The organism is uncultured Bradyrhizobium sp., assembly GCF_936928535.1.
In the GTDB taxonomy this organism is placed as follows: Bacteria; Pseudomonadota; Alphaproteobacteria; order Rhizobiales; family Xanthobacteraceae; genus Bradyrhizobium.
The window spans coordinates 34,221-56,418 of the sequence record NZ_CAKZHY010000170.1 but is presented as its reverse complement, the minus strand read 5'-3'; the positions used below and the strand labels follow the sequence as shown (position 1 = coordinate 56,418).

General features: G+C 64.2%; 22 protein-coding genes. 14 read left to right on the top strand and 8 right to left on the bottom strand.

The features are described from left to right. The first annotated feature begins 29 nt into the window (after positions 1 to 29). The 5 genes from Q0687_RS33255 (at position 30) to Q0687_RS33235 (ending at position 5,144) form a co-directional block, all read left to right on the top strand. Positions 30 to 989, top strand: a complete 960-nt coding sequence (locus Q0687_RS33255) for an ABC transporter permease (RefSeq protein ID WP_298886376.1) — start codon at positions 30 to 32, stop codon at positions 987 to 989. Beyond that, on the top strand, positions 955 to 1,872 hold the full coding sequence (locus tag Q0687_RS33250) for an ABC transporter permease (RefSeq protein ID WP_298886373.1): 918 nt from the start codon (positions 955 to 957) through the stop codon (positions 1,870 to 1,872). The genes Q0687_RS33255 and Q0687_RS33250 overlap by 35 nt, the downstream gene beginning before the upstream one ends. After that, the gene (locus Q0687_RS33245) at positions 1,872 to 2,867 is read left to right on the top strand and encodes an ABC transporter ATP-binding protein (RefSeq protein WP_298886370.1); all 996 of its coding nucleotides are present in this window, start codon (positions 1,872 to 1,874) and stop codon (positions 2,865 to 2,867) included. The genes Q0687_RS33250 and Q0687_RS33245 overlap by 1 nt, the downstream gene beginning before the upstream one ends. Continuing rightward, complete coding sequence (locus Q0687_RS33240; RefSeq protein WP_298886367.1) at positions 2,864 to 3,832, top strand: dipeptide ABC transporter ATP-binding protein; 969 nt, start codon at positions 2,864 to 2,866, stop codon at positions 3,830 to 3,832. The genes Q0687_RS33245 and Q0687_RS33240 overlap by 4 nt, the downstream gene beginning before the upstream one ends. A 64-nt stretch (positions 3,833 to 3,896) precedes the next feature. After that, positions 3,897 to 5,144 carry an MFS transporter gene (locus Q0687_RS33235; protein ID WP_298886364.1) on the top strand — a complete coding sequence of 416 codons (1,248 nt, stop codon included), beginning with the start codon at positions 3,897 to 3,899 and terminating at the stop codon, positions 5,142 to 5,144. Between the two features lie 47 nt (positions 5,145 to 5,191). Here Q0687_RS33235 and Q0687_RS33230 read toward each other — a convergent pair whose 3' ends face one another. Further along, positions 5,192 to 5,413, bottom strand: coding sequence for a dodecin (locus tag Q0687_RS33230; protein WP_298886361.1), 222 nt, complete (start codon positions 5,411 to 5,413; stop codon positions 5,192 to 5,194). 137 nt (positions 5,414 to 5,550) lie between these two features. Then, positions 5,551 to 6,807 (bottom strand): glycosyltransferase family 87 protein, encoded by a 1,257-nt coding sequence (locus Q0687_RS33225; RefSeq protein WP_298886358.1) that lies wholly within the window; start codon positions 6,805 to 6,807, stop codon positions 5,551 to 5,553. Positions 6,808 to 7,130: 323 nt separating this feature from the next. Here Q0687_RS33225 and Q0687_RS33220 point away from each other — a divergent pair, with 323 nt between their 5' ends. Together Q0687_RS33220 and Q0687_RS33215 are read left to right on the top strand one after the other, a co-directional pair. Beyond that, a complete protein-coding gene (locus tag Q0687_RS33220; protein WP_298886582.1) occupies positions 7,131 to 8,132 on the top strand; it encodes a glycoside hydrolase family 16 protein in 1,002 nt (333 codons plus the stop codon). Positions 8,133 to 8,134: 2 nt separating this feature from the next. Further along, positions 8,135 to 9,616 (top strand): GH1 family beta-glucosidase, encoded by a 1,482-nt coding sequence (locus Q0687_RS33215; protein ID WP_298886355.1) that lies wholly within the window; start codon positions 8,135 to 8,137, stop codon positions 9,614 to 9,616. 13 nt (positions 9,617 to 9,629) lie between these two features. Here the strand turns inward: Q0687_RS33215 and Q0687_RS33210 are convergent, their stop codons facing one another. The 5 genes from Q0687_RS33210 to Q0687_RS33190 form a co-directional block, all read right to left on the bottom strand. Next, entirely contained in the window at positions 9,630 to 10,187 is a 558-nt protein-coding gene (locus Q0687_RS33210; protein WP_271599034.1) for an HNH endonuclease, read from the bottom strand. Between the two features lie 213 nt (positions 10,188 to 10,400). Then, positions 10,401 to 11,378 (bottom strand): peptidyl-alpha-hydroxyglycine alpha-amidating lyase family protein, encoded by a 978-nt coding sequence (locus tag Q0687_RS33205; RefSeq protein ID WP_298886345.1) that lies wholly within the window; start codon positions 11,376 to 11,378, stop codon positions 10,401 to 10,403. 16 nt (positions 11,379 to 11,394) lie between these two features. Beyond that, positions 11,395 to 13,164, bottom strand: a complete 1,770-nt coding sequence (locus Q0687_RS33200; protein ID WP_298886342.1) for an NAD(P)/FAD-dependent oxidoreductase — start codon at positions 13,162 to 13,164, stop codon at positions 11,395 to 11,397. 55 nt (positions 13,165 to 13,219) lie between these two features. Next, entirely contained in the window at positions 13,220 to 14,305 is a 1,086-nt protein-coding gene (locus Q0687_RS33195; protein ID WP_298886340.1) for a DUF2855 family protein, read from the bottom strand. After that, positions 14,302 to 15,039, bottom strand: a complete 738-nt coding sequence (locus Q0687_RS33190; RefSeq protein WP_298886337.1) for a DNA-3-methyladenine glycosylase — start codon at positions 15,037 to 15,039, stop codon at positions 14,302 to 14,304. Before Q0687_RS33190 ends, Q0687_RS33195 begins: the two co-directional genes overlap by 4 nt. Positions 15,040 to 15,208: 169 nt before the next feature. Here Q0687_RS33190 and gluQRS point away from each other — a divergent pair, with 169 nt between their 5' ends. Together gluQRS and Q0687_RS33180 are read left to right on the top strand one after the other, a co-directional pair. After that, the gene (gene gluQRS / locus Q0687_RS33185; protein ID WP_298886335.1) at positions 15,209 to 16,081 is read left to right on the top strand and encodes a tRNA glutamyl-Q(34) synthetase GluQRS; all 873 of its coding nucleotides are present in this window, start codon (positions 15,209 to 15,211) and stop codon (positions 16,079 to 16,081) included. Between the two features lie 90 nt (positions 16,082 to 16,171). Further along, positions 16,172 to 17,467: an ATP-binding protein gene (locus Q0687_RS33180; RefSeq protein WP_298886332.1), complete on the top strand. Its 1,296-nt coding sequence runs from the start codon at positions 16,172 to 16,174 to the stop codon at positions 17,465 to 17,467. Here the strand turns inward: Q0687_RS33180 and Q0687_RS33175 are convergent. Then, the gene (locus Q0687_RS33175; RefSeq protein ID WP_298886329.1) at positions 17,394 to 18,287 is read right to left on the bottom strand and encodes a YihY/virulence factor BrkB family protein; all 894 of its coding nucleotides are present in this window, start codon (positions 18,285 to 18,287) and stop codon (positions 17,394 to 17,396) included. The genes Q0687_RS33180 and Q0687_RS33175 overlap by 74 nt on opposite strands. Positions 18,288 to 18,459: 172 nt before the next feature. Between Q0687_RS33175 and Q0687_RS33170 the strand changes: the two genes are divergently transcribed. The 5 genes from Q0687_RS33170 to Q0687_RS33150 all read left to right on the top strand — a co-directional run bounded on the left by Q0687_RS33170 (position 18,460) and on the right by Q0687_RS33150 (position 22,162). Continuing rightward, positions 18,460 to 18,654, top strand: a complete 195-nt coding sequence (locus tag Q0687_RS33170) for a twin transmembrane helix small protein (protein ID WP_057746671.1) — start codon at positions 18,460 to 18,462, stop codon at positions 18,652 to 18,654. A 1-nt stretch (position 18,655) separates the two neighbouring features. After that, positions 18,656 to 19,228 carry a cob(I)yrinic acid a,c-diamide adenosyltransferase gene (locus tag Q0687_RS33165; RefSeq protein WP_298886310.1) on the top strand — a complete coding sequence of 191 codons (573 nt, stop codon included), beginning with the start codon at positions 18,656 to 18,658 and terminating at the stop codon, positions 19,226 to 19,228. Positions 19,229 to 19,371: 143 nt separating this feature from the next. Then, positions 19,372 to 20,121, top strand: coding sequence for an electron transfer flavoprotein subunit beta/FixA family protein (locus Q0687_RS33160; protein WP_188099936.1), 750 nt, complete (start codon positions 19,372 to 19,374; stop codon positions 20,119 to 20,121). After that, positions 20,121 to 21,071, top strand: coding sequence for an FAD-binding protein (locus tag Q0687_RS33155; RefSeq protein WP_298886305.1), 951 nt, complete (start codon positions 20,121 to 20,123; stop codon positions 21,069 to 21,071). The genes Q0687_RS33160 and Q0687_RS33155 overlap by 1 nt, the downstream gene beginning before the upstream one ends. 209 nt (positions 21,072 to 21,280) lie before the next feature. Then, positions 21,281 to 22,162, top strand: coding sequence for a 3-hydroxybutyryl-CoA dehydrogenase (locus Q0687_RS33150; RefSeq protein WP_298886302.1), 882 nt, complete (start codon positions 21,281 to 21,283; stop codon positions 22,160 to 22,162). Positions 22,163 to 22,198: the final 36 nt, after the last annotated feature.

The following is a 22,198-nucleotide window of genomic DNA, read 5'->3' as shown; positions in this document are numbered from 1 at the left end:
TCGCGCGGGCATAGACGGGATTCTTCCCCATGAGCCAGTATGTCCTGCGTCGCCTCCTGATCGCTATTCCGAGCCTGCTCGGCATCTCGGCGGTCCTGTTCTTCGTGCTGGCTCTCGCGCCCGGCGATCCGTTTTCGGAGTTGGCGACCAATCCGAACGTGCCACCCGAAGTGCAGGCTGCACTTCGGGCCAGGTTCGGCCTCGACGATCCGATCTATCTCCGCTACCTGCACTGGCTTTCTGCCATGGCGCATGGCGATTGGGGCTTCTCCTTCGTCAGCAGGATGGACGTCGACACACTGATCCTCCAGCGCCTGCCGGCCACGCTCTATGTGATCGGCTCGGCGCAGGTACTGGCGCTCCTCATCGCAATCCCCGTCGGCGTCTATGCCGCCACGAAGCCCTATTCGCTGTTCGACCAGATCGCGAACACGCTCGCTTTCGTCGGCTTCTCGCTGCCGACCTTCTTCACCGGCATCCTGTTCATCCTCATCTTCTCGGTCACGCTGGACTGGCTGCCGTTCGTCTACACCACCGACATCAAAGCCACCGGCATCCACTATGTACTGGAAATGATCCGGCAGGCGATCATGCCGGTTGCCGTGCTCGGCCTGTTCCAGGCGGCATCGATGACGCGCTTCGTCCGTTCGGCGATGCTCGACGTCATCAGGCTCGACTATGTCACGACGGCGCGCGCCAAGGGCCTCGGCCAGGCCAAGGTCATCATCAAGCACGTGATGCGCAACGCCATGATCCCGGTGGTCACGTTGATCGCGCTTCAGATGCCTGCGGTGTTCGGCGGCGCCATCGTCACCGAGCAGATCTTCCGCATTCCCGGCATCGGATCGCTGTTGATCTCCTCCATCCTTTCCAACGACACGCCGGTGGTGATGGCCGTCACTTTCGTCTTCGCGTGCCTTGTGGTGCTGTTCAATCTCATCGCGGACGTCCTTTATGGCTGGCTTGACCCTCGCATCTCGCTCCGCTGAGCGGCGCGTTTACTCGCCCTGGCGCGAGACGTGGCGGCGCTTCAGCCGTCACAGGCTTGCCGTGGTCAGTGCGTTTCTGCTCCTCATTCTGATCCTTGCGGTGGTGGCCGGTCCCTTCGTCTGGCGGGTCAGGATCGACGACATCGATATCGTCGCCGGCCTGCAGGGGCCGTCACTCGCCCATCCCTTCGGCACCGATGATCTCGGCCAGGACATCCTGGCGCGCATGATTTACGGCGGCCGCATCTCGCTGGCCGTCGGGCTCGCCGCGATGCTGGTCTCGGTCTGCATCGGTACGCTGGTCGGCGCGCTCGCCGGCATGTCGCGCGGCGCGCTTGGGCACGGTCTGATGTGGCTGACCGACCTGTTTCTGTCACTGCCGCAGTTGCCGCTGTTGCTGATGCTGATCTATCTGTTTCGCGACGGGTTGAAAGCGATGTTCGGCCCCGAGGGCGGCATCTTCATCCTGATCGTGCTCGTGATCGGCGGCCTGCGCTGGATGCCGGTGGCGCGTCTCGTTCGCGCACAGTTCCTGTCGATCCGCGAGAAGGAGTTCGTCGAGGCCGCGCGTGCGCTCGGCGCCAGCCCGGTGCGGCAGGTGGTGAAGCACATTCTGCCCAATGCGCTCGGCCCGGTGATCATCGCCGGCACCATCGACGTCGCCGCCGCCATCATTGCGGAGTCGACGCTGTCCTTCCTCGGTCTCGGCTTCCCGCCTGATACCCCGACCTGGGGCCGGCTGCTGTTCGACGCCAAGGATTTCCTCGATATCGGCCCGCACTGGGCTTTGTTTCCGGGCGGCGCGATCTTCATCGCGGTGGTCGCCATCAACTTCATCGGCGACGGCCTGCGCGATGCGCTCGATGCGCGACGGGTGATCTGATGGTGCCGCTGCTCGAGATCAAGGGTCTCAAGACCCACTTCTCCACGGATGATGGCATCCTCCAAGCCGTCGATGGCGTCGACATTACCATCAACAAGGGAGAGACGCTCTGCGTCGTCGGCGAGTCAGGCTGCGGCAAGACCGTGACTGCAATGTCGATCCTGAAGCTGATCGCAATGCCGCCGGGCCGCATCGCGGCAGGGGAGATCATCTTTGAGGGCCGCGATCTGGTGCCGTTGACGAGCAACCAGCTCGACGACATCAGGGCCAAGGAGATCGGTTTCATTTTCCAGGAGCCGATGACTTCGCTCAACCCGGTGCTCACTGTCGGTGAGCAGATCGCCGAGAGCCTGCGTCGCCATGAGAAGGTCACCAGGAAGCAGGCGCTCGAGCGCACCATCGAGATGCTGAAGCTGGTGCAGATCCCCAACGCCGAAGGCCGCGTGCACAACTATCCGCACCAGTTCTCCGGCGGTATGCGCCAGCGCGTGATGATCGCGATGGCGCTGGCCTGCAAGCCCAAACTGATCATCGCCGACGAGCCGACCACCGCGCTGGACGTCACCATCCAGGCGCAGATCCTCGACTTGCTCCAGGACATGAAAGAGCGCTTCGGCATGGCAGTGATGCTCATCACTCATGCCATGGGCGTCGTTGCCGAAACGGCCCAGCGCGTCGTGGTGATGTATGCCGGCAAGGTGGTGGAGGAGGCCGGCGTCGACGCTCTTTTCGCCGATCCGCGCCATCCTTATACGCAAGGCCTGATCCGCTCGATCCCGCGCATCGATCTCGACAGCGAGCACAAGACCCGGCTCGAGGCGATCGGCGGCACGGTGCCGATCCTGATCGATCCGCCGGTGGGCTGCCGTTTCGCGCCGCGCTGCAAGTTCGCCATGAACGTCTGCACCGAGAAGGAGCCGCTGCTGCGCGAGATCGCGCCTGGCCATCGGATGGCCTGTCACCTCGGCGATCCGCAGGTCGGAGGCGCGGCATGAGCGAGCCCTTGCTCCGCGTCAGCGGCCTGAAGAAATATTTCCCCGTGCTCGGTGGCCTGCTGTCGCGCCAGCTCGCCACCGTCTATGCGGTCGACGGCGTGTCGTTCTCGGTCAATCGCGGCGAGACGCTCGGTCTCGTTGGCGAATCCGGCTGCGGCAAGTCGACGACGGGGCGCTGCGTGCTGCGCCTGATCGAGCCAACCGATGGCGAGGTGGTGTTCGACGGCCAGGACGTGCGCCAGCTTGGTGGCAACGATCTGCGTGCGATGCGGCGGAACATGCAGCTCGTGTTCCAGGATCCGTTCGCCTCGCTCAATCCGCGCATGACGGTCGGCTCGATCCTCGGCGAAGCCTTCACCATCCACAACCTCGCCTCCAACGCCAGGGAGCGCGAGGAGCGCGTTGCGGCACTGCTGGTCAAGGTCGGCCTCAAGGCCGAGCACATGCGCCGCTACCCCCACGAATTCTCCGGCGGCCAGCGCCAGCGCATCGTGATCGCGCGCGCTCTCGCGGTCGAGCCGAAGCTGATCGTCTGCGACGAGCCGGTGTCCGCGCTCGACGTCTCGATCCAGGCGCAGGTCATCAATCTGCTGGAAGATCTCCAGGCCGAGCTGAATCTCACCTACCTGTTCGTGGCGCACGACCTGTCGGTGGTCGAGCACATCTCCGACCGCGTCGCGGTGATGTATCTCGGACGCATCGTCGAACTGGCGAAGGCGAGCGATCTCTATCGCAATCCGCAGCATCCCTATACCAAGGCGCTGCTCTCCGCCGTGCCAGTGCCGGATCCCAAGCTCAAGCGCAACCGCATCCGTCTCAAGGGCGACGTGCCGAGCCCGATGAAGCCTCCGTCAGGCTGTCACTTCCACACCCGCTGCCCGATTGCCCAGCCGCGCTGCGCGGAAAGCGCGCCGGAGCTGAAGGAAGGCGCGGGCGGGCATTTCGTGGCGTGTCACCTGGCCTGAGTTGTGCGGTGCATAGGTCCTCGCAGGCCTTGATCGCGAGGGACCGGCTGGCGTAGGGGGACGTATGAGCCAGGTACAGGACGTAACTCTCGGCGCAATCGGTACGGCCGCGGCCGATCGTGATGCAGAGGCGCGCCGGGCGCTGTGGGGATCCGCGCTCGGTTACGCCATGGATGGGTTCGACCTCCTCATCCTCGGCTTTATGCTCGCGGCGATTTCGAAAGACCTTCATCTCACCCAGCCGCAGGCGGCCTCGCTGGTGACTGGCACTCTGGTCGGCGCGATGGTCGGCGGCGTTGTCTTCGGCATGCTGTCGGACCGGCTTGGCCGTGTCAGGGTTCTGACCTGGAGCATCGTCCTGTTCGCGATCTTCACCGGCCTCTGCGCGCTGGCGCAGGGCTATTGGGACCTTCTGGCTTACCGGGCCATTGCCGGGATCGGTCTCGGCGGCGAGTTCGGCATCGGCATGGCGCTGGTGGCGGAGGCCTGGCCTGCGAGCAAGCGCGCGCGGGCCACGTCCTATGTGGGGCTCGGCTGGCAGTTCGGCGTGCTCATGGCGGCCCTGGTGACACCGGTCCTGTTGCCGATCATCGGCTGGCGCGGGATGTTTGCGCTCGGCGTGTTTCCGGCCGTGATCGCTTACGCGATCCGCCGCAGGCTGCACGAACCTGACGTCTTCGTCGCGCATCAGGCAAAGGCGGCAGACGCCGGCTCGTCACTTCGCGCGCTCGTGGCCGATCCGGAGACGAGGCGGATCGGCATCGGCATGATCATTCTCTGCTCGGTGCAGAATTTCGGCTACTACGGCATCATGATCTGGCTGCCGAATTATCTCTCGACGCGGTTCGGCTATGGCCTGACGCAATCGGCGCTCTGGACATCGGTCACCATCGCCGGCATGGCGCTTGGTATCTTCCTGTTCGGCCATGCAGCCGATCGTTTCGGCCGCCGTGCGGCGTTCCTGACCTACATGCTCGGCGCAGCCATCATGGTGGTGGTCTATTCGCAACTCACGACCGCCGGTGCGCTGCTGATCGGCGGAGCGGTGATGGGCTTCTTCGTCAACGGCATGCTCGGCGGCTACGGCGCGCTGATGAGCGAGCTTTATCCGACCGCCGCGCGCGCCACGGCGCAGAACGTGTTCTTCAACATCGGCCGCGCGGTGGCCGGCTTCGGCCCGCTGGTGGTCGGCATCGTCAGTGCCGCCTACGGCTTTCCAACAGCGATCGCAGGTCTTGCGCTGCTCTATCTCGTCGACATCGTGGCGTTGCTCGTGCTGATCCCGGAGCGGCGCGGCGTGGATCTCGCCTGACCTCGTTCACTGCTGGCGAAAAGGCCACTACCGCGCGCAAGCCCGGCTCACCCTTCCAGCGTAAACCCGACGCGCAGCGTCACCTGGTAATGGCGCACCGTACCGTTCTCGATATGGCCGCGAGTCTGCACCACCTCGAACCATTTCATCTCGCGGATGGTTTTCGAGGCGCGGCTGACCGCGCTCTTGATGGCGTCCTCGATCGATGTTTCCGAGGATCCGACCAGTTCCAGGATCTTGTAGACGTGATCTTTCTCGGCTGTGGCCATGGCGTGCCTCCCTTGGTTGCGCCGTGGCAGGCGCGGGCGTATGCCTGCGCGCGCTTGCCGCATCGCTCCCAATTGAACGGGTGTCGACCTTTCCGGTTCCGTCAAATGCGATGATCCGCTTCGCCGATCGCGAAAATCTATTTGGTGACGGGCGCGACCCGCGGCAGGGCTGGCACGGGCTGCGTCCCGTGCCACAGCAGCCGCAACAGCAGAATCAGCAATGCCATCAGCGCGAAGCCGCCGAGGGCCGGTGCGAAATGTTGGTTGGGGTCTGCCTTCTGTCCGAATTGAACGGCGAGCCGCCCCGACTGCATCAACCCATAGGCGCCTGCGAACAGGATCAGCCCGTACGCCGCGTCGCGCTCGCGCGGGCTCGCCATCCTGACGAGATCGGGCAGCGCCAGCGCAAGGCCGATCCCGAGGATGGGCAGGTCGTAATCATAGGCATAGGGGCTGATCATCACGGACACCATCACGGTGATGCCGAGTGCGAATTTCGACGATAGGCCGCGGCCCGCGCCGACGACGACAGCGAGGAGGGCCAAGCCGCCGACGACAACCTGTCCCCAGAAGGCGGCGCTCGCCGGAAAGCCGGCCTTGTAGAGTGCGGCATAAGCCGAGATCATACGAAACATCGGATAGAAGCCCTGCTCGAGAAAGCTCGCCGATTCCCTGATTGCCCCTAGCCATCCGATCCAGATCTGCCAGCCGAACAGGAATGTGCAGATCAGCGAGCTCGCCGCCACAACGGCGGCTGCGGTCGCGAGCGCGAGCCATCGCCGCGTCGCCAGCAGATAGATGCCGACTGCAATTGCAAGGTGCGGCTTAATGACCATGGCGCCGAGCGCGAGGCCGGCGAGCCATTGCCGCCGTTCGACGTTGAGGCAGACCAGCGCGATCAGCGCGCCGGTGAGAAAGCCGTTCTGCCCGCAGCCGATGGAAATCGCGAGCGCCGGAAACATGATCACCAGCGCGAGCGCAAAATTCGCGCCCGAGATCGCGCGCAGCGTCAGAAGATAGAGCGCAAGTGTCGCGGTCGTGAACAGGAGATAACCGACGCCGACCGGAAGGAACGCGAACGGCGCGAGCAGGAGAGCGTATTGCGGCGGATAGGTCCAGGGCATGAAGCCGGTCGCGCCGCCGGCGGCCTCCAGCTGTATCTTCAGCAGCGCCTCGAAATGATAGACTTGATCGAGGTCGCCGCGCCAAACGCGCTGCGCCACGATGTGGAAGGCGTCGAAATCGGCGAGTTCGCGTGCCGCCCAGCCGCCCCAGCGCGCGAACCACAACGTCTTGAACGCCACGATCACCGCCAGCGCTGCCAGCACGAAGCGCACATAGATCGTCCGCTTCGACGGCGAGAACTGAACCTGTTCCAGTGTTTCGGCGAGCATGGTGGCGGCGACCTCGAACCTGTCGGATTGGCGGCGTGGGGTCCGCAGATTCCTGCCAAATTGCCATTGGAGGCTTAAGGGACGGTAACGAATAGGGAAGGATTTCGGCTGGTAGCGCCTTACTGGCGGAGCGGAGACTCCGCAGATCCGCGCTGGTCGGTTGCCGGCTTGGTGCCGTGGCGACGCGATTTTCGGTCGGTTCTTGTGAGGGGGGAATGTCTTTTCGAAATCGCCCGCGCGCGTCGGTTGGGCGCGCTTGCCGGTGCGGTGAGGGGCGAGCTAACGTCTGTGCAGTTTCTCCTGATATGTTCGATGTGCGGGCGATGATCGACCGTGGGACGATAGGCGCTCTGGTTGCGATCGTTTTGTCGGCCTTGCCGGCAGCGAGTGCCATGCAGGACGCCCTTCATGACGCGCCGAGCGGCCTGTCGCTGCAAGTCACCACCGATCCTTCCACGATCGAGTGCCGTAAGCTGGAAACAGTCGATCCCTCTTCGCTCGCGTTCCTGCCGCTGCGTCGGACCTTCAACGACGATTTCGACGAGCATCCGCTCTCGCGCGGACGCTGGGTGCCGCATTACGCTGGCGGCGCGGCCTGGCCGGAGGCGCGCTATTGGGGCGGCGACGGCTCCGACTTCAAGCGCAAGACGAGCGCCAATGGCGAGCAGCAGATTTATGTCGATCCGCGCTATGCCGGGCGTGCGGGGGTGCCGCTCGGGCTCGATCCGTTCAAGGTCGAGAATGGTGTGCTGTCGATCGTCGCCAGCCGCACGCCACCGGAGTTGAAGCAGGTTTTGTTCAATAACGATTACATCTCGGGAATCCTGACGACGCAGGGCACGTTCGCACAGAAGCTCGGCTATTTCGAGATCCGCGCCAAGGTGCCGGTCGGCCATGCGGTGTGGCCGGCGTTCTGGATGCTAGCGGATGACGGCGGCTGGCCGCCGGAGGTCGATGTGCTGGAAGGCCGCGGCGAGCGGCCCGGCGATCTCGTCATGACAACGCATTGGCGGATTCAGTCGACCCAGAAGATCCAGTCCTGCGGCTTCGATTTTGCGGTCGGCGATGCTTCGCGCGCATTCCACAATTACGGTGTGCTGTGGGAGCAGGACCGCCTGGTCTATTTCATCGACCGCAGGCCGGTTTCCGACATCAAGGTTCCGATCGGCTTCGACGATCCCATGTACATGATCGTCAACCTGGCGATCGGATCGAAATTCTTTCCCGGGGTCAGCCCGGTCGATGCGGAATCGCCTCAACGCGTCGCGTTCGAGATCGACCGGATTTCCGCCTATCAGATCGATGTGGAGCAGGCGCGGAGATAGCGATGCCGATCGATGTCTCGCGGCGCGATTTTGCAAGACTGGCGGGCCTGGCCGCGCTGGGCGCAGCGACGGGCGCGAAAGCTGCGGAGCAGGAAAAGGCTGCGGGGAATCAAACATCCGCATCGGTCGAGCGCGGCGGGTCTTTCCCGAAGGGGTTTTTGTGGGGCACGGCGACCTCGTCCTACCAGATCGAAGGTGCGGTCGATGAAGACGGCCGCGGCAAGTCGATCTGGGACACTTTCAGCCATACGCCGGGCAAGATCGAGGACGGATCCACCGGTGACCGCGCCAACGAGCACTATCACCGTTACAAGGAAGACGTCGCGCTGATCAGGGCGCTCGGCGTCAAAGCCTACCGCTTCTCGATTGCATGGCCGCGTGTTTTTCCGGACGGGACTGGCCAGCCCAATCCAAAGGGTCTTGATTTCTACAATCGCCTTGTCGACGAACTGCTCGCAAATGGCATCCAGCCCTATGCGACGCTGTATCACTGGGACCTTCCGCAAGCGCTCCAGGACCGCGTCGGTGGCTGGTCCTCGAGCGACACGTCAAAGGCCTTTGCCGATTACGCCGCCTATGTCGCGGAGCGCTTGACCGATCGTGTGAAGAACATCTTCACCGTGAACGAGGTCGGACGCTTCGTGAATTTCGGCTATGGCTGGGGCATCGACGCACCCGGCCTCAAGCTGCCGACAGCGCAGCTGAACCAGGCGCGCCATCACGTCGCGCTGGCGCACGGGCTCGCCGTGCAGGCGATCCGCGCCTCCGGCCGCGCCGGCACCGGTGTCGGCGCGGCCGAGAACATCGCCGCCTGCGTGCCGGCGATAGCGACGCCGGAAAACATCCGCGCCGCCGAGATCGCAACGCGAGAGCTCAACGCCGGATTCCTCGGCGTGGTGCTGGAGGGCCGATATACCGACGGCTTCCTCGCCTATGCCGGCGCGGACGCGCCAAAATTCACTGCGGAGGAGCTGAAGATCATCGGCACGCCGAATGATTTCGTCGGGCTCAACATCTACGCGCCGCAGTTCTACGTCACCGCCTCCGATCGCGCGCCGGGCTTCCACGTGCTGCCGTTCCCGACCTCGTTCCCCCACATGAATTCGGAATGGCTGCGGGTTGGCCCCGAAGTGATCTATTGGGCCCCACGCCTCGCCGCGAAGATATGGAACATCGAGAACATCTACATCAGTGAGAACGGCACCTCATCCGAGGACAGGATTTCCGCCGATGGCCAGGTCTACGACCTCGACCGCATCATGTTCCTGCGCAACTATCTGACCCAGATGCAGCGCGCCATCGCAGAGGACGTCCCGATCCGCGGCTACTTCCTCTGGAGCCTGATGGACAATTTCGAGTGGATCTTCGGCTACGGCAAGCGGTTCGGTCTCTACCGCGTCGACTTCGAGACGCAGGCGAGGCTACCGAAGCTGAGCGCGACGTTCTATCGGGACGTGGTGGCGAGGAACGCGATCTCGGTGTGAGGTCGCGCGCCTCCTACGGATCCAGCTCCGTATCCCAGTAGAGGTAGTCCAGCCAGCTGTCGTGCAGATAGTTCGGCGGGAACAGGCGGCCGTTGCGGTGAAGCTGATGCACGGTCGGCGCGAACGCGCTCTGGCGCGGAAACATTTTTGCTTGCGCCGGCGTCAGATTGCCCTTGCGCAAATTACAGGGCGAGCACGCCGCGACCACGTTCTCCCAGGTGGTCTGGCCGCCTTTGCTGCGCGGGATGATGTGATCGAAGGTGAGGTCGTCGGGCGAGCCGCAATATTGGCAGGCGAAACGATCGCGCAGGAAGACGTTGAACCGGGTAAAGGCAGGATGCGTGGTCGGCTTGACGAAGGACTTGAGCGAAACCACGCTCGGCAGCTGCATTTGCAGCGTGGGACTGTGAACCGCCTGGTCGTAATGCGCTACGATATTGACGCGGTCGAGGAACACCGCCTTGATCGCGTCCTGCCACGACCACAGAGACAGTGGGTAGTAACTCAGCGGCCGGAAGTCCGCGTTCAGGACGAGCACCGGCCAACTGCCTTGCGAGACATGTGCGTTCAAGTAACGCTCCCGGCCTCCAATATACGCTGCGAAGCAGCATGTATTGACATACTACATGCAGCGTGACGGGATTGTGAAGCCCGTTGAGCGACTTATTCAGGTGCATGCAATGCGGCGGCAGGGTGGCAAACACCCAGAAACGCCGTGATTTTGGGACGGCGGCCCGTGGGGCTGGCGCGGAACAGCCCTTCTGTCGGGGCTGTGCCGCAGCGATTACTCCAGCACCAGCTCCAGCTTCTGCAAGCACCGCGTCGCGCGCACTTCCGCCGGCATTTCCCGCTCTCCAAAACTGGCCTTCCAATTGGTGACGCCGACTTCGCCGACATAGATGTCGCCCCTGGAATCCAGTGCGAGGCCATGCGGCGCCAAGAACTTTCCGCTGGAAATGCCGGGGCCTTCCTCGCCGCCGAGCCGAGCGATGCGCTTTCCCTTGGCATCGACGATCGACAGCCGAGGGCCAAGATTGGGCACATTGCGGTTGACCTCGAGGCCGGGGCCGAGCTCGCCGATCACGAAGGTCGGGCTCTTGGCTCCGCCGCAACAGCACAGCGCACAGGGTCGATGCAGATTGTTCCACTGCGTCTCGTATTTGCCCTCGCCGTTGAACACCTGAATGCGGTGGTTCTCGCGGTCGGCGACATAGACCCAGCCATCGGCATCGGTCGCAATATTGTGCACGATATTGAACTGGCCGGGATCGGTGCCCGGCTCGCCCCAGCTTTTGATCAGCTTGCCGTCGGGCGTGTATTTGTGCACGCGTGCATTGCCATAGCCGTCTGAGACGTAGATTTCGCCCTTCGGCGACAGCGCAGTGTGGGTGCAGCGATGGAACGGCTCGCCACTCATGAAGGGCGCCGGTTTTTTGGGGATGCCGATTGTCAGCAGCACCTTGCCGTCGGTGGTGCATTTGCGCACGGTATGGTCGCCGTCGTCGGTGCAGTAGAGGTTGTCGTCGGCATCGATATGCAGGCCATGCGCGCGCGAGAACAGGCCTTCGCCAAAGCTGCGCAGGAAATTGCCCTCGCGATCAAGCACCACCATCGGATGTTCGCCGCGGTTGAAGACATAGACGCGGTCCTTGCTGTCGACGGCGACCGAGGCGACGTCGCTGAGCTGCCAGCCATCGGGAAGTTTCGCGAAATTTTCGACGACGCGGTAGCGATGCTCGCCTGTGCCGAGAATGGCTGACATTGGCTCTGTCCTCTGGTTATTCCGCCTTGCGCCCCAACATCCCTGTCTCGATCGCCTTGATCTGGAGCGCGAGGAATTTCGAGTTGATCCGGCACTGCGCGAGACTGCCGGCGATGAACCACAGGCCGGGCTGCTTCGTGCGCGCATACATGTTGCGGAGCTCAAAGCCATCGCCAAAGCCCCAGATCGGGCCGACCCGGTCGGCGATGACATCGCCGAACAGCTTTCGCACCAGATATTCCTGCGGCTTGTAGCCGGTGGAGAGGACGATCAGATCGGCCGTGACGGTCGTGCCGTCCTTCATCCGCGCGCCATCGGTCGTGAAGCTCTCGATGTCGTCGAACTGCTTCAGCTTGATCGCGCCTTCGACGATCAGGTTGGAGCAGCCGACGTTGAAATAATATCCGCCGCCGCGGGTGAGGTATTTGAATTGCCAGCCGGTGCCGGCCTCGCCGAAATCGAGCTTGAAACCGACGCCGCGAAGGCCGTCGAGCAGCTCCTTGTCGAGCTCTTTCGACTGCTCGGTCAACATCACATGGGTCTTTTTCGCCAGCGGCGTCGGCATTGACGCCGCGATCAGATCGTTGTCCTCGAGCGTGCCCTCGTTGTAGGTCGCATACGCCAGCTGCGCCGACGGCTCGATATTCGTGACCAGCGTCGGCGACCGCTGCACCAGCGTCACCTCCGCGCCGCTGGAATAAAGATCCTGCGCGATGTCGTGGCCGCTGTTGCCGGTGCCGATGACGATGGCGCGCTTGCCCGCCCAGGTTTCGCCGTCCTCGTAACGGCTGGAATGCAGCAGCGTGCCCTTGAAACGATCGAGCGTCGGAATCTCGGGAATGTTGGCGATGCCGCTCACGCCGGTCGCCATGATGACGTGGCGCGGATGCATGGTGCGCTCGCTGCCGTCGGCGCGGCGCAGCGTCACCGTCCAGCGTCCCCCGGTCTCGTCATAGTCGCCGCCCCCGAACTCGGTGCCGGTCCATAAATTCAGCTCCATCGCGTCGACGTAAGCCTCGAACCAGTTGGCGAGCTTGTCCTTGGGGATGTAGGTCGGCCAGTTCGGGGGAAACGGCATGTAGGGCATGTGATTGACCTGCACCTGATTGTGCAGGGTCAGCGCGTGGTAGCGCTTCCGCCAGACGTCGCCGATCCGCGCGCCGCGATCGACGATCAGCGTGTCGACCTGCAACTGCTTCAGCCGCGCCGCGATCGCAAGCCCAGCCTGGCCCCCGCCAACCACCAGCACGACGGGGTCGCGATCGGCATAGTCGCGCGAGGCGTTGCGCAGATCGAGCCAGTTCGGACCACGGAAGTCGCGCGAATAGGTCTGCCCGCGCGGTCGTGAGATGCCGAGCTGCTCCTCGAAGCCTTTGAGCTCCTCGAGCGCGGTCAGCAGTGTCCACGCCTTCAGGCGATCGCCATCGGCAGGATCGGGAACAAGGCGCACGATGCCGCTGCCGCGGCCGAGCGCGGTCTCGAATCTGAAGATGGCCTCGATATTGTTGGTGCCTGCGCGTGTCACCCAGCGTGGCGCTGCACGGTTCGGCGCGATCTCGAAGGTCGCCGGCGCCGCCTTGGGCGCGAGCACACTCAGTGCCTGTACGACTGAATCGCGGCTCGCGAGCGTTTGCAGGTTCCAGCTCAGCGCTAGCACATCGCGCCAAAAGCAGTCAGCGAGGAAGAGGCGGTCCAGCGCGGCGCGATCAGGCTGGCCAAGCGCGCGCTCGAACTCGTCGAGCCAGTCCCGCGCGCAGACGGCGATGTCCTTCGTGCGATCCAGCATGCATGACCTCCCTTGAGAGGAACGCTATACCGGATCAGACCATGTCAAAAGCGCTTTACCCGAGCAGCGAGAGCATGTGGCCCTGCTCCGGCGGAATGCGCCCCTTCAACGTGTCGAGATAGACCTGCCGCACGGCGTCGGGGCCGCGGCTCTCGACCACGCTCAGGCATCGCTCCACTAGCGGCGCGAAGCCCGACCATGCCGCGCCAAAACGCTGCTCGATGCCGCCGGGACCCCAATCCTTGGCGCGCTTGCGGATGTGGTCTGGCGCGAAGAACCAGCGCGGCTTTGCGCCGGGCAAGGCACCTTCGTCTGCGTCGGTGGCGCGATGCGTCAGGCCGACGCGCACCGAGCAAGCCATCTGCGCGCCGAAATGGTTGTGCAGCTTGGCCCGCAACGCGCTGCTGCCGGCCATGTCGACGAACGCAACCGGCTTGTCGGTCGGTAGCGAATTGACGCGGTCATAGGTGACGACGTCGTCGTAACAGGGCAGCGAGCGGACGAATCCGACATTGTTCGCTGAGGTCAGCCCGATCACCTTGCGGCCGCGGCTGTGCAGGAGATGAGCGAGCCCGAACGCGGTCTTGCTCGATGCACTCGACAGCAGCACGCTGCGTGCGCCGAAATCGTCGTTCTCCGCGAGGAAATCGTCGACCAGGAACGACAGCATGAACAGCGGCCGCAGCAGCGCCTGAAGATCGCCCTGATGTCCGGCAAAGGCGGGATCGCCGGTGACGCGCGTATACAGATTATAGACCGGCGAGACCTGCTTGCGATGTTCGGCGCCGTCGCGAAGTGCACGCTTGCTGACATCTGCGGCTTCGATGACGAGATGCGTCGCCATCGGGAAATAGCCAAACAGCCGTTCGCCCACGGCGACGCCTGGATGTTGCGAGGCGATGACCTCGCCGAAACCCCACACCGGGATGTTGCCAAATCCCTGCGGCGCCGGAAAGATCTGCCAATATTTCAGCTCGTCGCCCATCACCGCATAGGTGATGTTGTTGGCGGTGAACGCGAAGCGCTCGACCTTCACCAGGAGCGCATCCGCGGGCAAGTGTGCTGCATCTGGAAGGGCGGTCTCGATCAGCTTGCATTGCTCGAGATCGTTGCGTGCGACGACGAAGTCGGTGGATGTCATGGTGACGGTCCCGGTTTTTTCCGTGCCGGCATCTTCTTGACGGCTGCGCGCTTTGCAACAGCAACATTGTTTGAAACGGCGTTCGCTTCGCCGGCGATGACGCCCTCGCGCTTCTTCACCGCGCGGTAATAGCTCCACCACAGATGTGCGGCTGCGCCACGCAGGGGACGCCAGGGTTCGGCGAGCGGCGCCATCTGCTTTTCCGTCGGCCGCGCATTCAGGCCGAGGCCGATCTTGATGCCCTCCTGCACGGCGAGGTCGCCAGCGGGCCAGGCATCGCCATGGCCGAGGCAAAACAAGAGATAGACGTCGGCCGTCCACGGCCCGATGCCCGGCAGCGAGATCAGCGTGTGATGCGCGGCATCGGCATCTTCCTCGGCGAGCACGTCGAGGTTCAGCCGCTCGTCGATGATCTCGCGCGCGAGATGTTTCAGGGTCTTGATCTTGGCCGCGGACAGGCCGAGGCGTCCCAGCCGGTCGGTGCGGGCGCGGCGCACCGCCTCATGGTCGAACGGATCGAAGGCCGTGGACAGCCGTCCCCAGATCGCCGCCGCGCTCGCGGTCGACAACTGTTGCCCGCAGACGATATGCGCCAATCCTGCAAAGCCCGGCTCGCGTCGCCGCAACGCCGGCATGCCGGCGATCTCGAGCACGGGCTTGAGGCGCGGATCGCGCTTGACCAAGGCGTGGATCGCCTCTTCGAGGTCGGATTGGGTTTCGAGGTGGATGGTCATTGTTGCTCAACTTGTCATGCGCGGGCTTGACCCAGTAGCGAATATCTTACTCCGTCATTCCGGGGCGATGCGAAGCATCGAACCCGGAATCTCGAGATTCCGGGTTCGGCCCTGCGGACCGCCCCGGAATGACAGGTCGCCGAGCCTGGCCATGACGAGATCTTTGCCAATGCCGCCACCCGTTTTCCGATTTGCCCCCAGCCCGAACGGCTACCTGCATCTCGGCCACGCTTATTCCGCGCTGCTGAACTTTGACCGCGCGCGAGAGACCGGCGGACGGCTGTTGCTGCGCATCGAGGATATCGACGCGACGCGTTGCCGGCCGGAGTTCGAGGCTGCGATCTACCAAGACCTCGCCTGGCTCGGGATCGCATGGGAGGCGCCAGTGCGGCGGCAGTCCGCGCATCTGGCCGACTATAGCGCCGCGCTGGAAAAGCTCTCCGCGCTGGGTCTCGTCTATCCATCCTTCGAAAGCCGCGCCGAGATCGCAAAGCTGGTCGCCGCGCGCGAGGCGGATGGGCCATGGCCACGTGATCCCGACGGCGCGCCGCTTTATCCCGGCAATGCCAAATCACTGTCCGCGGGGCAGCGGGCGCAGCTGATCGACAGCGGCGCGCCTTACGCCTTGCGCCTCGACATGGCGGCGGCCTGCCGGCAGGTCTCCGGTCTGACTTGGAACGAGCTGGGTGAGGGGCCTGACGGCGAGCAAGGGCGGGTCCTCGCGCGCCCCGAGGCGTGGGGCGATGTGATCCTGGCCCGCAAGGAGACGCCGACCAGCTATCATTTGTCCGTGGTGGTCGACGACGCGCTGCAGGGCGTGACCGAGATCGTGCGTGGCCAGGACCTGTTTCACGCCACCTCGGTTCACCGCCTGCTTCAGGCTTTGCTCGGCCTGACCGAGCCCATCTACCGCCATCACGGCCTGATTCGCGGCACCGATGGCCGGAAGCTCTCGAAATCGGATCGCTCGACCGGCCTGCGGGAGTTGCGTACGGCCGGCACCTCGCCTGCCGGTGTCCGCACGGCTGTGGGATTAGGCTAAGTTTCTCTGGGGGTTAGCACAGCAGCGCCGTGACTCCGGGGTGGCCGCCGTGCCATGCTCGCCTTTGAGCCCGGGGGTTCGAAGAGGTTTATGGCGGCGACAACGCGCGCAGCGCGCACCACGCGAAAGTCCAGGCAACCGCCTCGGAAGCGGTCCGGGGCGGTCGGCAAAGTGCGCAAGCGCAGCACGGGGGATGTCGCGCCTGACGTGATCCAGGCGGCGCTCGCAGCCTTCGCCCACGAGGTCCGCACCCCCCTGACCGGCATTCTGGCGATCAGCGATCTGCTTTCGACCTCCGACCTTGGCGAGCGGGAGCGGCGTTGGGCCGACACAATCAAGGCCGGTGCCGAGCATCTGGCGAACCTCGCCACGCTGTTCGTCGATGCCGCCAGGACCGGCAACGGCGCTGGCAAGAGCGGCGGCACGCTACGGCAGGATCTGTTTGATCTGCGCGCGCTCGCCCGCAGCACCGGCGATTCGCTCGCCGGTCGCGCCGCTGCCAAGGGCCTTCAGGCCGAGGTCGATATCTCCGACAAGCTCCCGGGCCTCGTGGTCGGCGATCCCGTTCGCCTTCGCGCCGCACTCGAGAATCTGATCGACAATGCGGTCAAGTTCACCGAGCACGGCGGCGTCGCGATCTCGGCCGCGCTATGGCGTCCCGCCAAGGGCAAGGCTGGCGGCAAGGGCAAAGACAAGGGCAAAGAAAAGGGCAAGCGCCGGGTCGGCGTCGCCTTCTCGGTCTCCGACAGCGGCATTGGCCTGACCATGGCCGAGATCAAGCGGCTGTTCCGTCCGTTCACCCAGGCCAATGTCACCATCGCCTCGCGCTTTGGTGGCGCCGGGCTTGGTCTGTCCTCGGTCAAGCAATTGGCGCGCGCGATGGGCGGGGACATCACGGTCGCGCCGCGGCGTGGCGGCGGCGCCACCTTCACCCTGACCGTTACGCTCGATGCGGCAGGGCCGGCGAAGTCGCGCAAGACCGAAGCCGGCGGGACGGAGGCGCTGGCGGCGCTGCGCGTGCTCAGCGTCGAGGACAATCCATTCGGCCGCGTCGTGCTCAACACGATCCTGACCGAGCTCGGGCATCATGCCGAGTTCATCGGGCGCGGCGAGGACGCGGTGAGCCGGCTCGCGCAGGGCGGCTTTGATGCGGTGCTGATGGACATGGTGTTGCCGGGCATCGACGGTGTCGAGGCCATCAGGCGAATCCGCGCCATGCAGACGCCGCTGGCCCGGATCCCGATCATCGGCGTGTCCGGTCGTGGCGAGGACGAGGCGGCCTCGCGGGAGGCCGGCGCCGACGCCTTCCTCGTCAAGCCTGTGTCCCCTCGGGCTTTAGCGACTGCGCTGCTTGAAGCGACACGCCGTGAGGAAGTCGCGACTTGATGATCGCGGCGTTGAGCTCGCCGCCGAAGACGAAGATCGCGGCAATGAAATACAGAAACACCAGCGCGATGATCACGGAGGCGAGCCCCGCATACATCGTCACGTAATTGTTGGCGAAGCGCGCCAGATATTGGCCGAACACGATGCCCGAGATCAGCGACGCCACCATGGTGAAGACGATGCCGGGCAGGATCTGGAAGAAGCTGCGCCGTCCCGACGGCAGCCAGGCATGCAGGATGAACAGCGCCACCACCAGCGCGCCGATGGTGATGCCGTAGCGCAGCCAGGTGAGGATGCTTTCGTTGGATTCGACGAATAGCGGAATGTGGCGCCGCGCAGCTTCGATGAAGAGCGGGCCGAGCACGATCAGGAACGCCATGGCGAGTGCGGTGAAGGCCGCAACCAGCGTATAGCCGATCGATTCCAGCCGCAGCCAGTACCAGCGCCGCATCTCCACCACCGCGTAGGCGCGGTTGAGCGCGACCCTGAGTGCCTCGACGCCGTTCGAGGCGAAATAGACCGATAGCACCGCGCCGATCGTCAGCACGCCGGTGCGGGTGGTGGTCAGCACGTCATGGATCTCACCGGACAGCGAGTCGGCCACTTGTTTCGGCCAGACTTCGAGCATCAGCCCGGCTGCCTGGTCGGCGAGCTCCTTGGAGCCGAAGAAGCCGGCCAGCGAGGTCAGCACGATCAGGAACGGGAACAGCGCCATCAGCGTCGACAGCGCGATATGGCTCGAGATCGCCCAGCCGTCGTCGGCAAGGAACGTGTAGAAGGCGTCTTCCACGATGACGTAGATGGTGCGGATGGCTTTCACGGGCCACCTACGTCGTTGCTGCGGCTCCCTCTCCCCGCACGCGGGGAGAGGCAAAGAAAGCCGGCGATGAACGCAGATCGGAAATCATCCGGCTACCATCTGATATTCTCGGCGCAAAAGCCAGATTGGGAACGCCATGGCGGAGCGCCGCACTCGGTGTTATCACCCTCAAATGGCATCTCTCCTCAGTACTTTCATCCTGCCGATCGCCGTGGCCGCCGTTGCGGTGGTGTTGCTGCTCGGTCTCGTCAACATGATGCGCGGCGGCTCGCCCAACACCTCGCAGAAATTGATGCGCTGGCGCGTGCTGCTTCAGTTCATCGCGATCGTCATTGCTATGGTCGCCGTCTGGGCGATGGGGCGCTGACATGGTCGTATTGAACCGCATCTATACGAAGACCGGTGACGACGGCACGACAGCGCTCGGGTCAGGCGAGCGCCGTCCGAAATACGATCTGCGCATCGCAGCCTATGGCACCGTCGATGAGACCAATGCCGCGATCGGCGTGGTGCGGCTTCACACCAAGGATGCGCCCGAGCTCGACGCAATGCTCGGCCGCATCCAGAACGATCTGTTCGACCTCGGCGCCGATCTCGCGGTGCCCGAACGTGAAGGCAAGGCAGAACGGCTCCGGGTGGTGGCGAGCCAGGTCGAGCGGCTTGAGCACGACATCGACGCGCTCAACGACAAGCTCGCGCCGCTCACCTCGTTCGTGCTCCCCGGGGGCACGCCGGCCGCAGCCTACCTCCACGTCGCGCGCACGATTTGCCGCAGGGCGGAACGCGTGATGGTGGAACTGGCGGCCCAGCCCGGCGAGCCGGTCGGCGCCGCTGGTATCCAGTATATGAATCGCCTGTCGGACCTGCTGTTCGTGGCCAGCCGCGCCACCAACCAGAACGGCGCCGGCGATGTGCTCTGGGTTCCGGGCCAGAATCGCTGACCCCGAGGGGGCGCGGACCCCATTGAGATCAGCATTTCAGGGGGCTAAAATTTGGCCCTGTCGCGCGTTGACCGGGCCTGATCAGGCCTTTAGGTTCCGCGCCAGTTGAATACCCCCCTCCCAAATTGAGTGAAAGAGGATCGATGAAGGTCTTAGTGCCGGTAAAGCGGGTGGTCGATTACAACGTCAAGGTCCGCGTCAAGGGCGATGGATCGGGCGTTGAACTCGCCAACGTCAAGATGTCGATGAACCCCTTCGACGAAATCGCGGTCGAGGAAGCTCTGCGTCTGAAGGAAGCCGGCAAGGCGACCGAAGTCGTGGTGGTCTCCATTGGACCGGCGCAGGCGTCGGAGACGATCCGCACCGGTCTTGCCATGGGCGCCGATCGCGGCATCCTGGTGAAGGCCGAAGGCACCGTCGAGCCGCTCGCCGTCGCCAAGATCCTCAAGAAGGTTGCTGAAGAAGAGCAACCCGGCCTGATCATTCTCGGCAAGCAGGCGATCGACGACGACAGCAATCAGACCGGCCAGATGCTGGCTGCGCTGCTCGGCTGGTCGCAGGCGACGTTTGCCTCGAAGCTCGAGGTCGAAGGTTCGGACTTCAAGGTCACCCGCGAAGTCGACGGCGGCCTGCAAACCGTCAAGCTCAAGGGACCGGCGATCGTCACCACCGATCTGCGTCTCAATGAGCCGCGCTATGCATCGCTGCCCAACATCATGAAGGCCAAGAAGAAGCCGATCGCGGACAAAGCCGTCGCCGATTACGGCGTCGACGTCACTGCGCGCCTCGAAGTTCTGAAGACGACTGAGCCCGCGGGCCGCAAGGCCGGCGTCAAGGTGAAGGACGTCGCCGAGCTGGTGTCGAAGCTCAAGAACGAAGCCGGGGTGCTCTGATGACTGCGCTGTTGATTGCCGAACACGAACACGAAGTCCTCAAGGACTCCACCAACAAGGCGCTGACGGCGGCCTCCCAGCTCGGCGGAGACGTCCACGTGCTGGTCGCCGGCGGCGGGCAGGGCACCAAGGCTGCGGCCGAGGCGGCCTCGAAGCTCGCTGGTGTCGCCAAGGTGCTGGTCGCCGAAGGCGAGGCCTATGCTCACGATCTCGCCGAGCCGCTGGCCGCGCTGATCGTCTCGCTGGCCCCGTCCTATGACGCGATCGTCGCGCCCGCGACCTCGCGCTTCAAGAATGTGATGCCGCGCGTCGCTGCGCTGCTCGACGTCATGCAGGTCTCGGAGATCATCAAGGTGGTCGCGCCCGACACCTATGAGCGTCCGATCTATGCCGGCAACGCCATCCAGACGGTGAAGTCGAAGGACGCCAAGAAGGTCATCACGGTCCGTACCTCGACCTTCGCGGCGGCAGCTGCCGGCGGCAGCGCGCCGATCGAGAGTGTCGCTGCTGCGGCCGATCCCGGCCTGTCGACCTTCGTTGGTGAGGAGGTCGCCAAGAGCGATCGTCCCGAGCTGACCTCGGCGAAGATCATCGTTTCCGGTGGCCGCGCCATGCAGAGCCGCGAGAACTTCGCCAAGTACATCGAGCCGCTCGCCGACAAGCTCGGCGCCGGTGTCGGTGCCTCGCGCGCGGCGGTCGACGCCGGCTATGCGCCGAACGATTGGCAGGTCGGCCAGACCGGCAAGGTCGTGGCCCCCGAGCTTTACGTCGCGGTGGGCATTTCCGGCGCCATCCAGCATCTGGCCGGCATGAAGGACTCCAAGGTGATCGTCGCGATCAACAAGGACGAGGACGCGCCGATCTTCCAGGTGGCCGATTACGGCCTTGTCGCCGACCTCTACCAGGCGGTTCCGGAGCTGACCGACGAACTCGGCAAGCTCGGCAAGTAAAACGCGATAAAAACACCGGCCGGAGGTATAAACTCCGGCCGGTGTTTCATTTCTGAGGCGTTTTCTTTGGCGTGGGGCACGCCTTCGAAGCGATCCAATCTAGGTTTCGAGCCCGGGTTCTGATTAAATCGGGCTCCTGGTCAAATCAGACCTCCCGGCTCAGGGGATAGGCAGGGCGCGATATGCGCGCCGTTCCGGTGGATGACATTATGGCGGCAGTAATCAAGAAGGTCGGCGTGATCGGCGCGGGTCAGATGGGCAACGGCATCGCGCATGTCGCCGCCCTGGCCGGCTTCGATGTGGTGCTCAACGATGTCTCGGCCGACCGCCTGAAGTCAGGCATGGCCACCATCAATGGCAATCTGGCGCGCCAGGTCTCCAAGAAGGGCGTCACCGAGGACGACAAGAACAAGGCGATGGCGCGCATCTCGCTCGCCGAGAAGCTTGATGATCTCGCCGATTGCGACCTCGTGATCGAGACCGCGGTCGAGAAGGAAGAGGTCAAGCGCAAGATCTTCCACGACCTCTGCGCGATCTTGAAGCCGGAGGCGATCGTCGCCTCCGACACGTCCTCGATCTCGATTACCCGCCTTGCCGCCGCCACCGACCGGCCCGAGCGGTTCATCGGCATTCACTTCATGAATCCGGTGCCGCTGATGGAGCTGGTGGAGCTGATCCGCGGCATCGCCACCGACGATTCCACCTTCGAGGCGTCCAAGGAATTCGTCGCCAAGCTGGGCAAGCAGGTCGCTGTCTCCGAGGATTTCCCGGCCTTCATCGTCAACCGCATCCTGCTGCCGATGATCAACGAGGCGATCTACACGCTGTATGAAGGCGTCGGCAATGTCGAGGCAATCGATGCGGCGATGAAGCTTGGTGCGCACCATCCGATGGGGCCGCTGGAGCTGGCCGATTTCATCGGCCTCGATACCTGCCTGTCGATCATGCAGGTGCTGCATGAAGGGCTCGCGGACTCGAAGTACCGGCCGTGCCCGCTGCTGGTGAAATATGTCGAGGCCGGCTGGCTCGGCCGCAAGACTCAGCGCGGCTTCTACGACTATCGGGGCGCCAAGCCGGTTCCGACGCGCTAAGGCGCGGTGCGGCACCTTGGCCGTGCGACAATTCAT

Bases quoted from the DNA above. Each gene is read 5' to 3' on its own strand.
- Q0687_RS33255 (WP_298886376.1), top strand. From the start codon at position 30: ATGAGCCAGTATGTCCTGCGTCGCCTCCTGATCGCTATTCCGAGCCTG.
- Q0687_RS33250 (WP_298886373.1), top strand. From the start codon at position 955: ATGGCTGGCTTGACCCTCGCATCTCGCTCCGCTGAGCGGCGCGTTTAC.
- Q0687_RS33245 (WP_298886370.1), top strand. From the start codon at position 1,872: ATGGTGCCGCTGCTCGAGATCAAGGGTCTCAAGACCCACTTCTCCACG.
- Q0687_RS33240 (WP_298886367.1), top strand. From the start codon at position 2,864: ATGAGCGAGCCCTTGCTCCGCGTCAGCGGCCTGAAGAAATATTTCCCC.
- Q0687_RS33235 (WP_298886364.1), top strand. From the start codon at position 3,897: ATGAGCCAGGTACAGGACGTAACTCTCGGCGCAATCGGTACGGCCGCG.
- Q0687_RS33230 (WP_298886361.1), bottom strand. From the start codon at position 5,413: ATGGCCACAGCCGAGAAAGATCACGTCTACAAGATCCTGGAACTGGTC.
- Q0687_RS33225 (WP_298886358.1), bottom strand. From the start codon at position 6,807: ATGCTCGCCGAAACACTGGAACAGGTTCAGTTCTCGCCGTCGAAGCGG.
- Q0687_RS33220 (WP_298886582.1), top strand. From the start codon at position 7,131: ATGATCGACCGTGGGACGATAGGCGCTCTGGTTGCGATCGTTTTGTCG.
- Q0687_RS33215 (WP_298886355.1), top strand. From the start codon at position 8,135: ATGCCGATCGATGTCTCGCGGCGCGATTTTGCAAGACTGGCGGGCCTG.
- Q0687_RS33205 (WP_298886345.1), bottom strand. From the start codon at position 11,378: ATGTCAGCCATTCTCGGCACAGGCGAGCATCGCTACCGCGTCGTCGAA.
- Q0687_RS33200 (WP_298886342.1), bottom strand. From the start codon at position 13,164: ATGCTGGATCGCACGAAGGACATCGCCGTCTGCGCGCGGGACTGGCTC.
- Q0687_RS33195 (WP_298886340.1), bottom strand. From the start codon at position 14,305: ATGACATCCACCGACTTCGTCGTCGCACGCAACGATCTCGAGCAATGC.
- Q0687_RS33190 (WP_298886337.1), bottom strand. From the start codon at position 15,039: ATGACCATCCACCTCGAAACCCAATCCGACCTCGAAGAGGCGATCCAC.
- gluQRS (WP_298886335.1), top strand. From the start codon at position 15,209: ATGCCGCCACCCGTTTTCCGATTTGCCCCCAGCCCGAACGGCTACCTG.
- Q0687_RS33180 (WP_298886332.1), top strand. From the start codon at position 16,172: ATGGCGGCGACAACGCGCGCAGCGCGCACCACGCGAAAGTCCAGGCAA.
- Q0687_RS33170 (WP_057746671.1), top strand. From the start codon at position 18,460: ATGGCATCTCTCCTCAGTACTTTCATCCTGCCGATCGCCGTGGCCGCC.
- Q0687_RS33165 (WP_298886310.1), top strand. From the start codon at position 18,656: ATGGTCGTATTGAACCGCATCTATACGAAGACCGGTGACGACGGCACG.
- Q0687_RS33160 (WP_188099936.1), top strand. From the start codon at position 19,372: ATGAAGGTCTTAGTGCCGGTAAAGCGGGTGGTCGATTACAACGTCAAG.
- Q0687_RS33155 (WP_298886305.1), top strand. From the start codon at position 20,121: ATGACTGCGCTGTTGATTGCCGAACACGAACACGAAGTCCTCAAGGAC.
- Q0687_RS33150 (WP_298886302.1), top strand. From the start codon at position 21,281: ATGGCGGCAGTAATCAAGAAGGTCGGCGTGATCGGCGCGGGTCAGATG.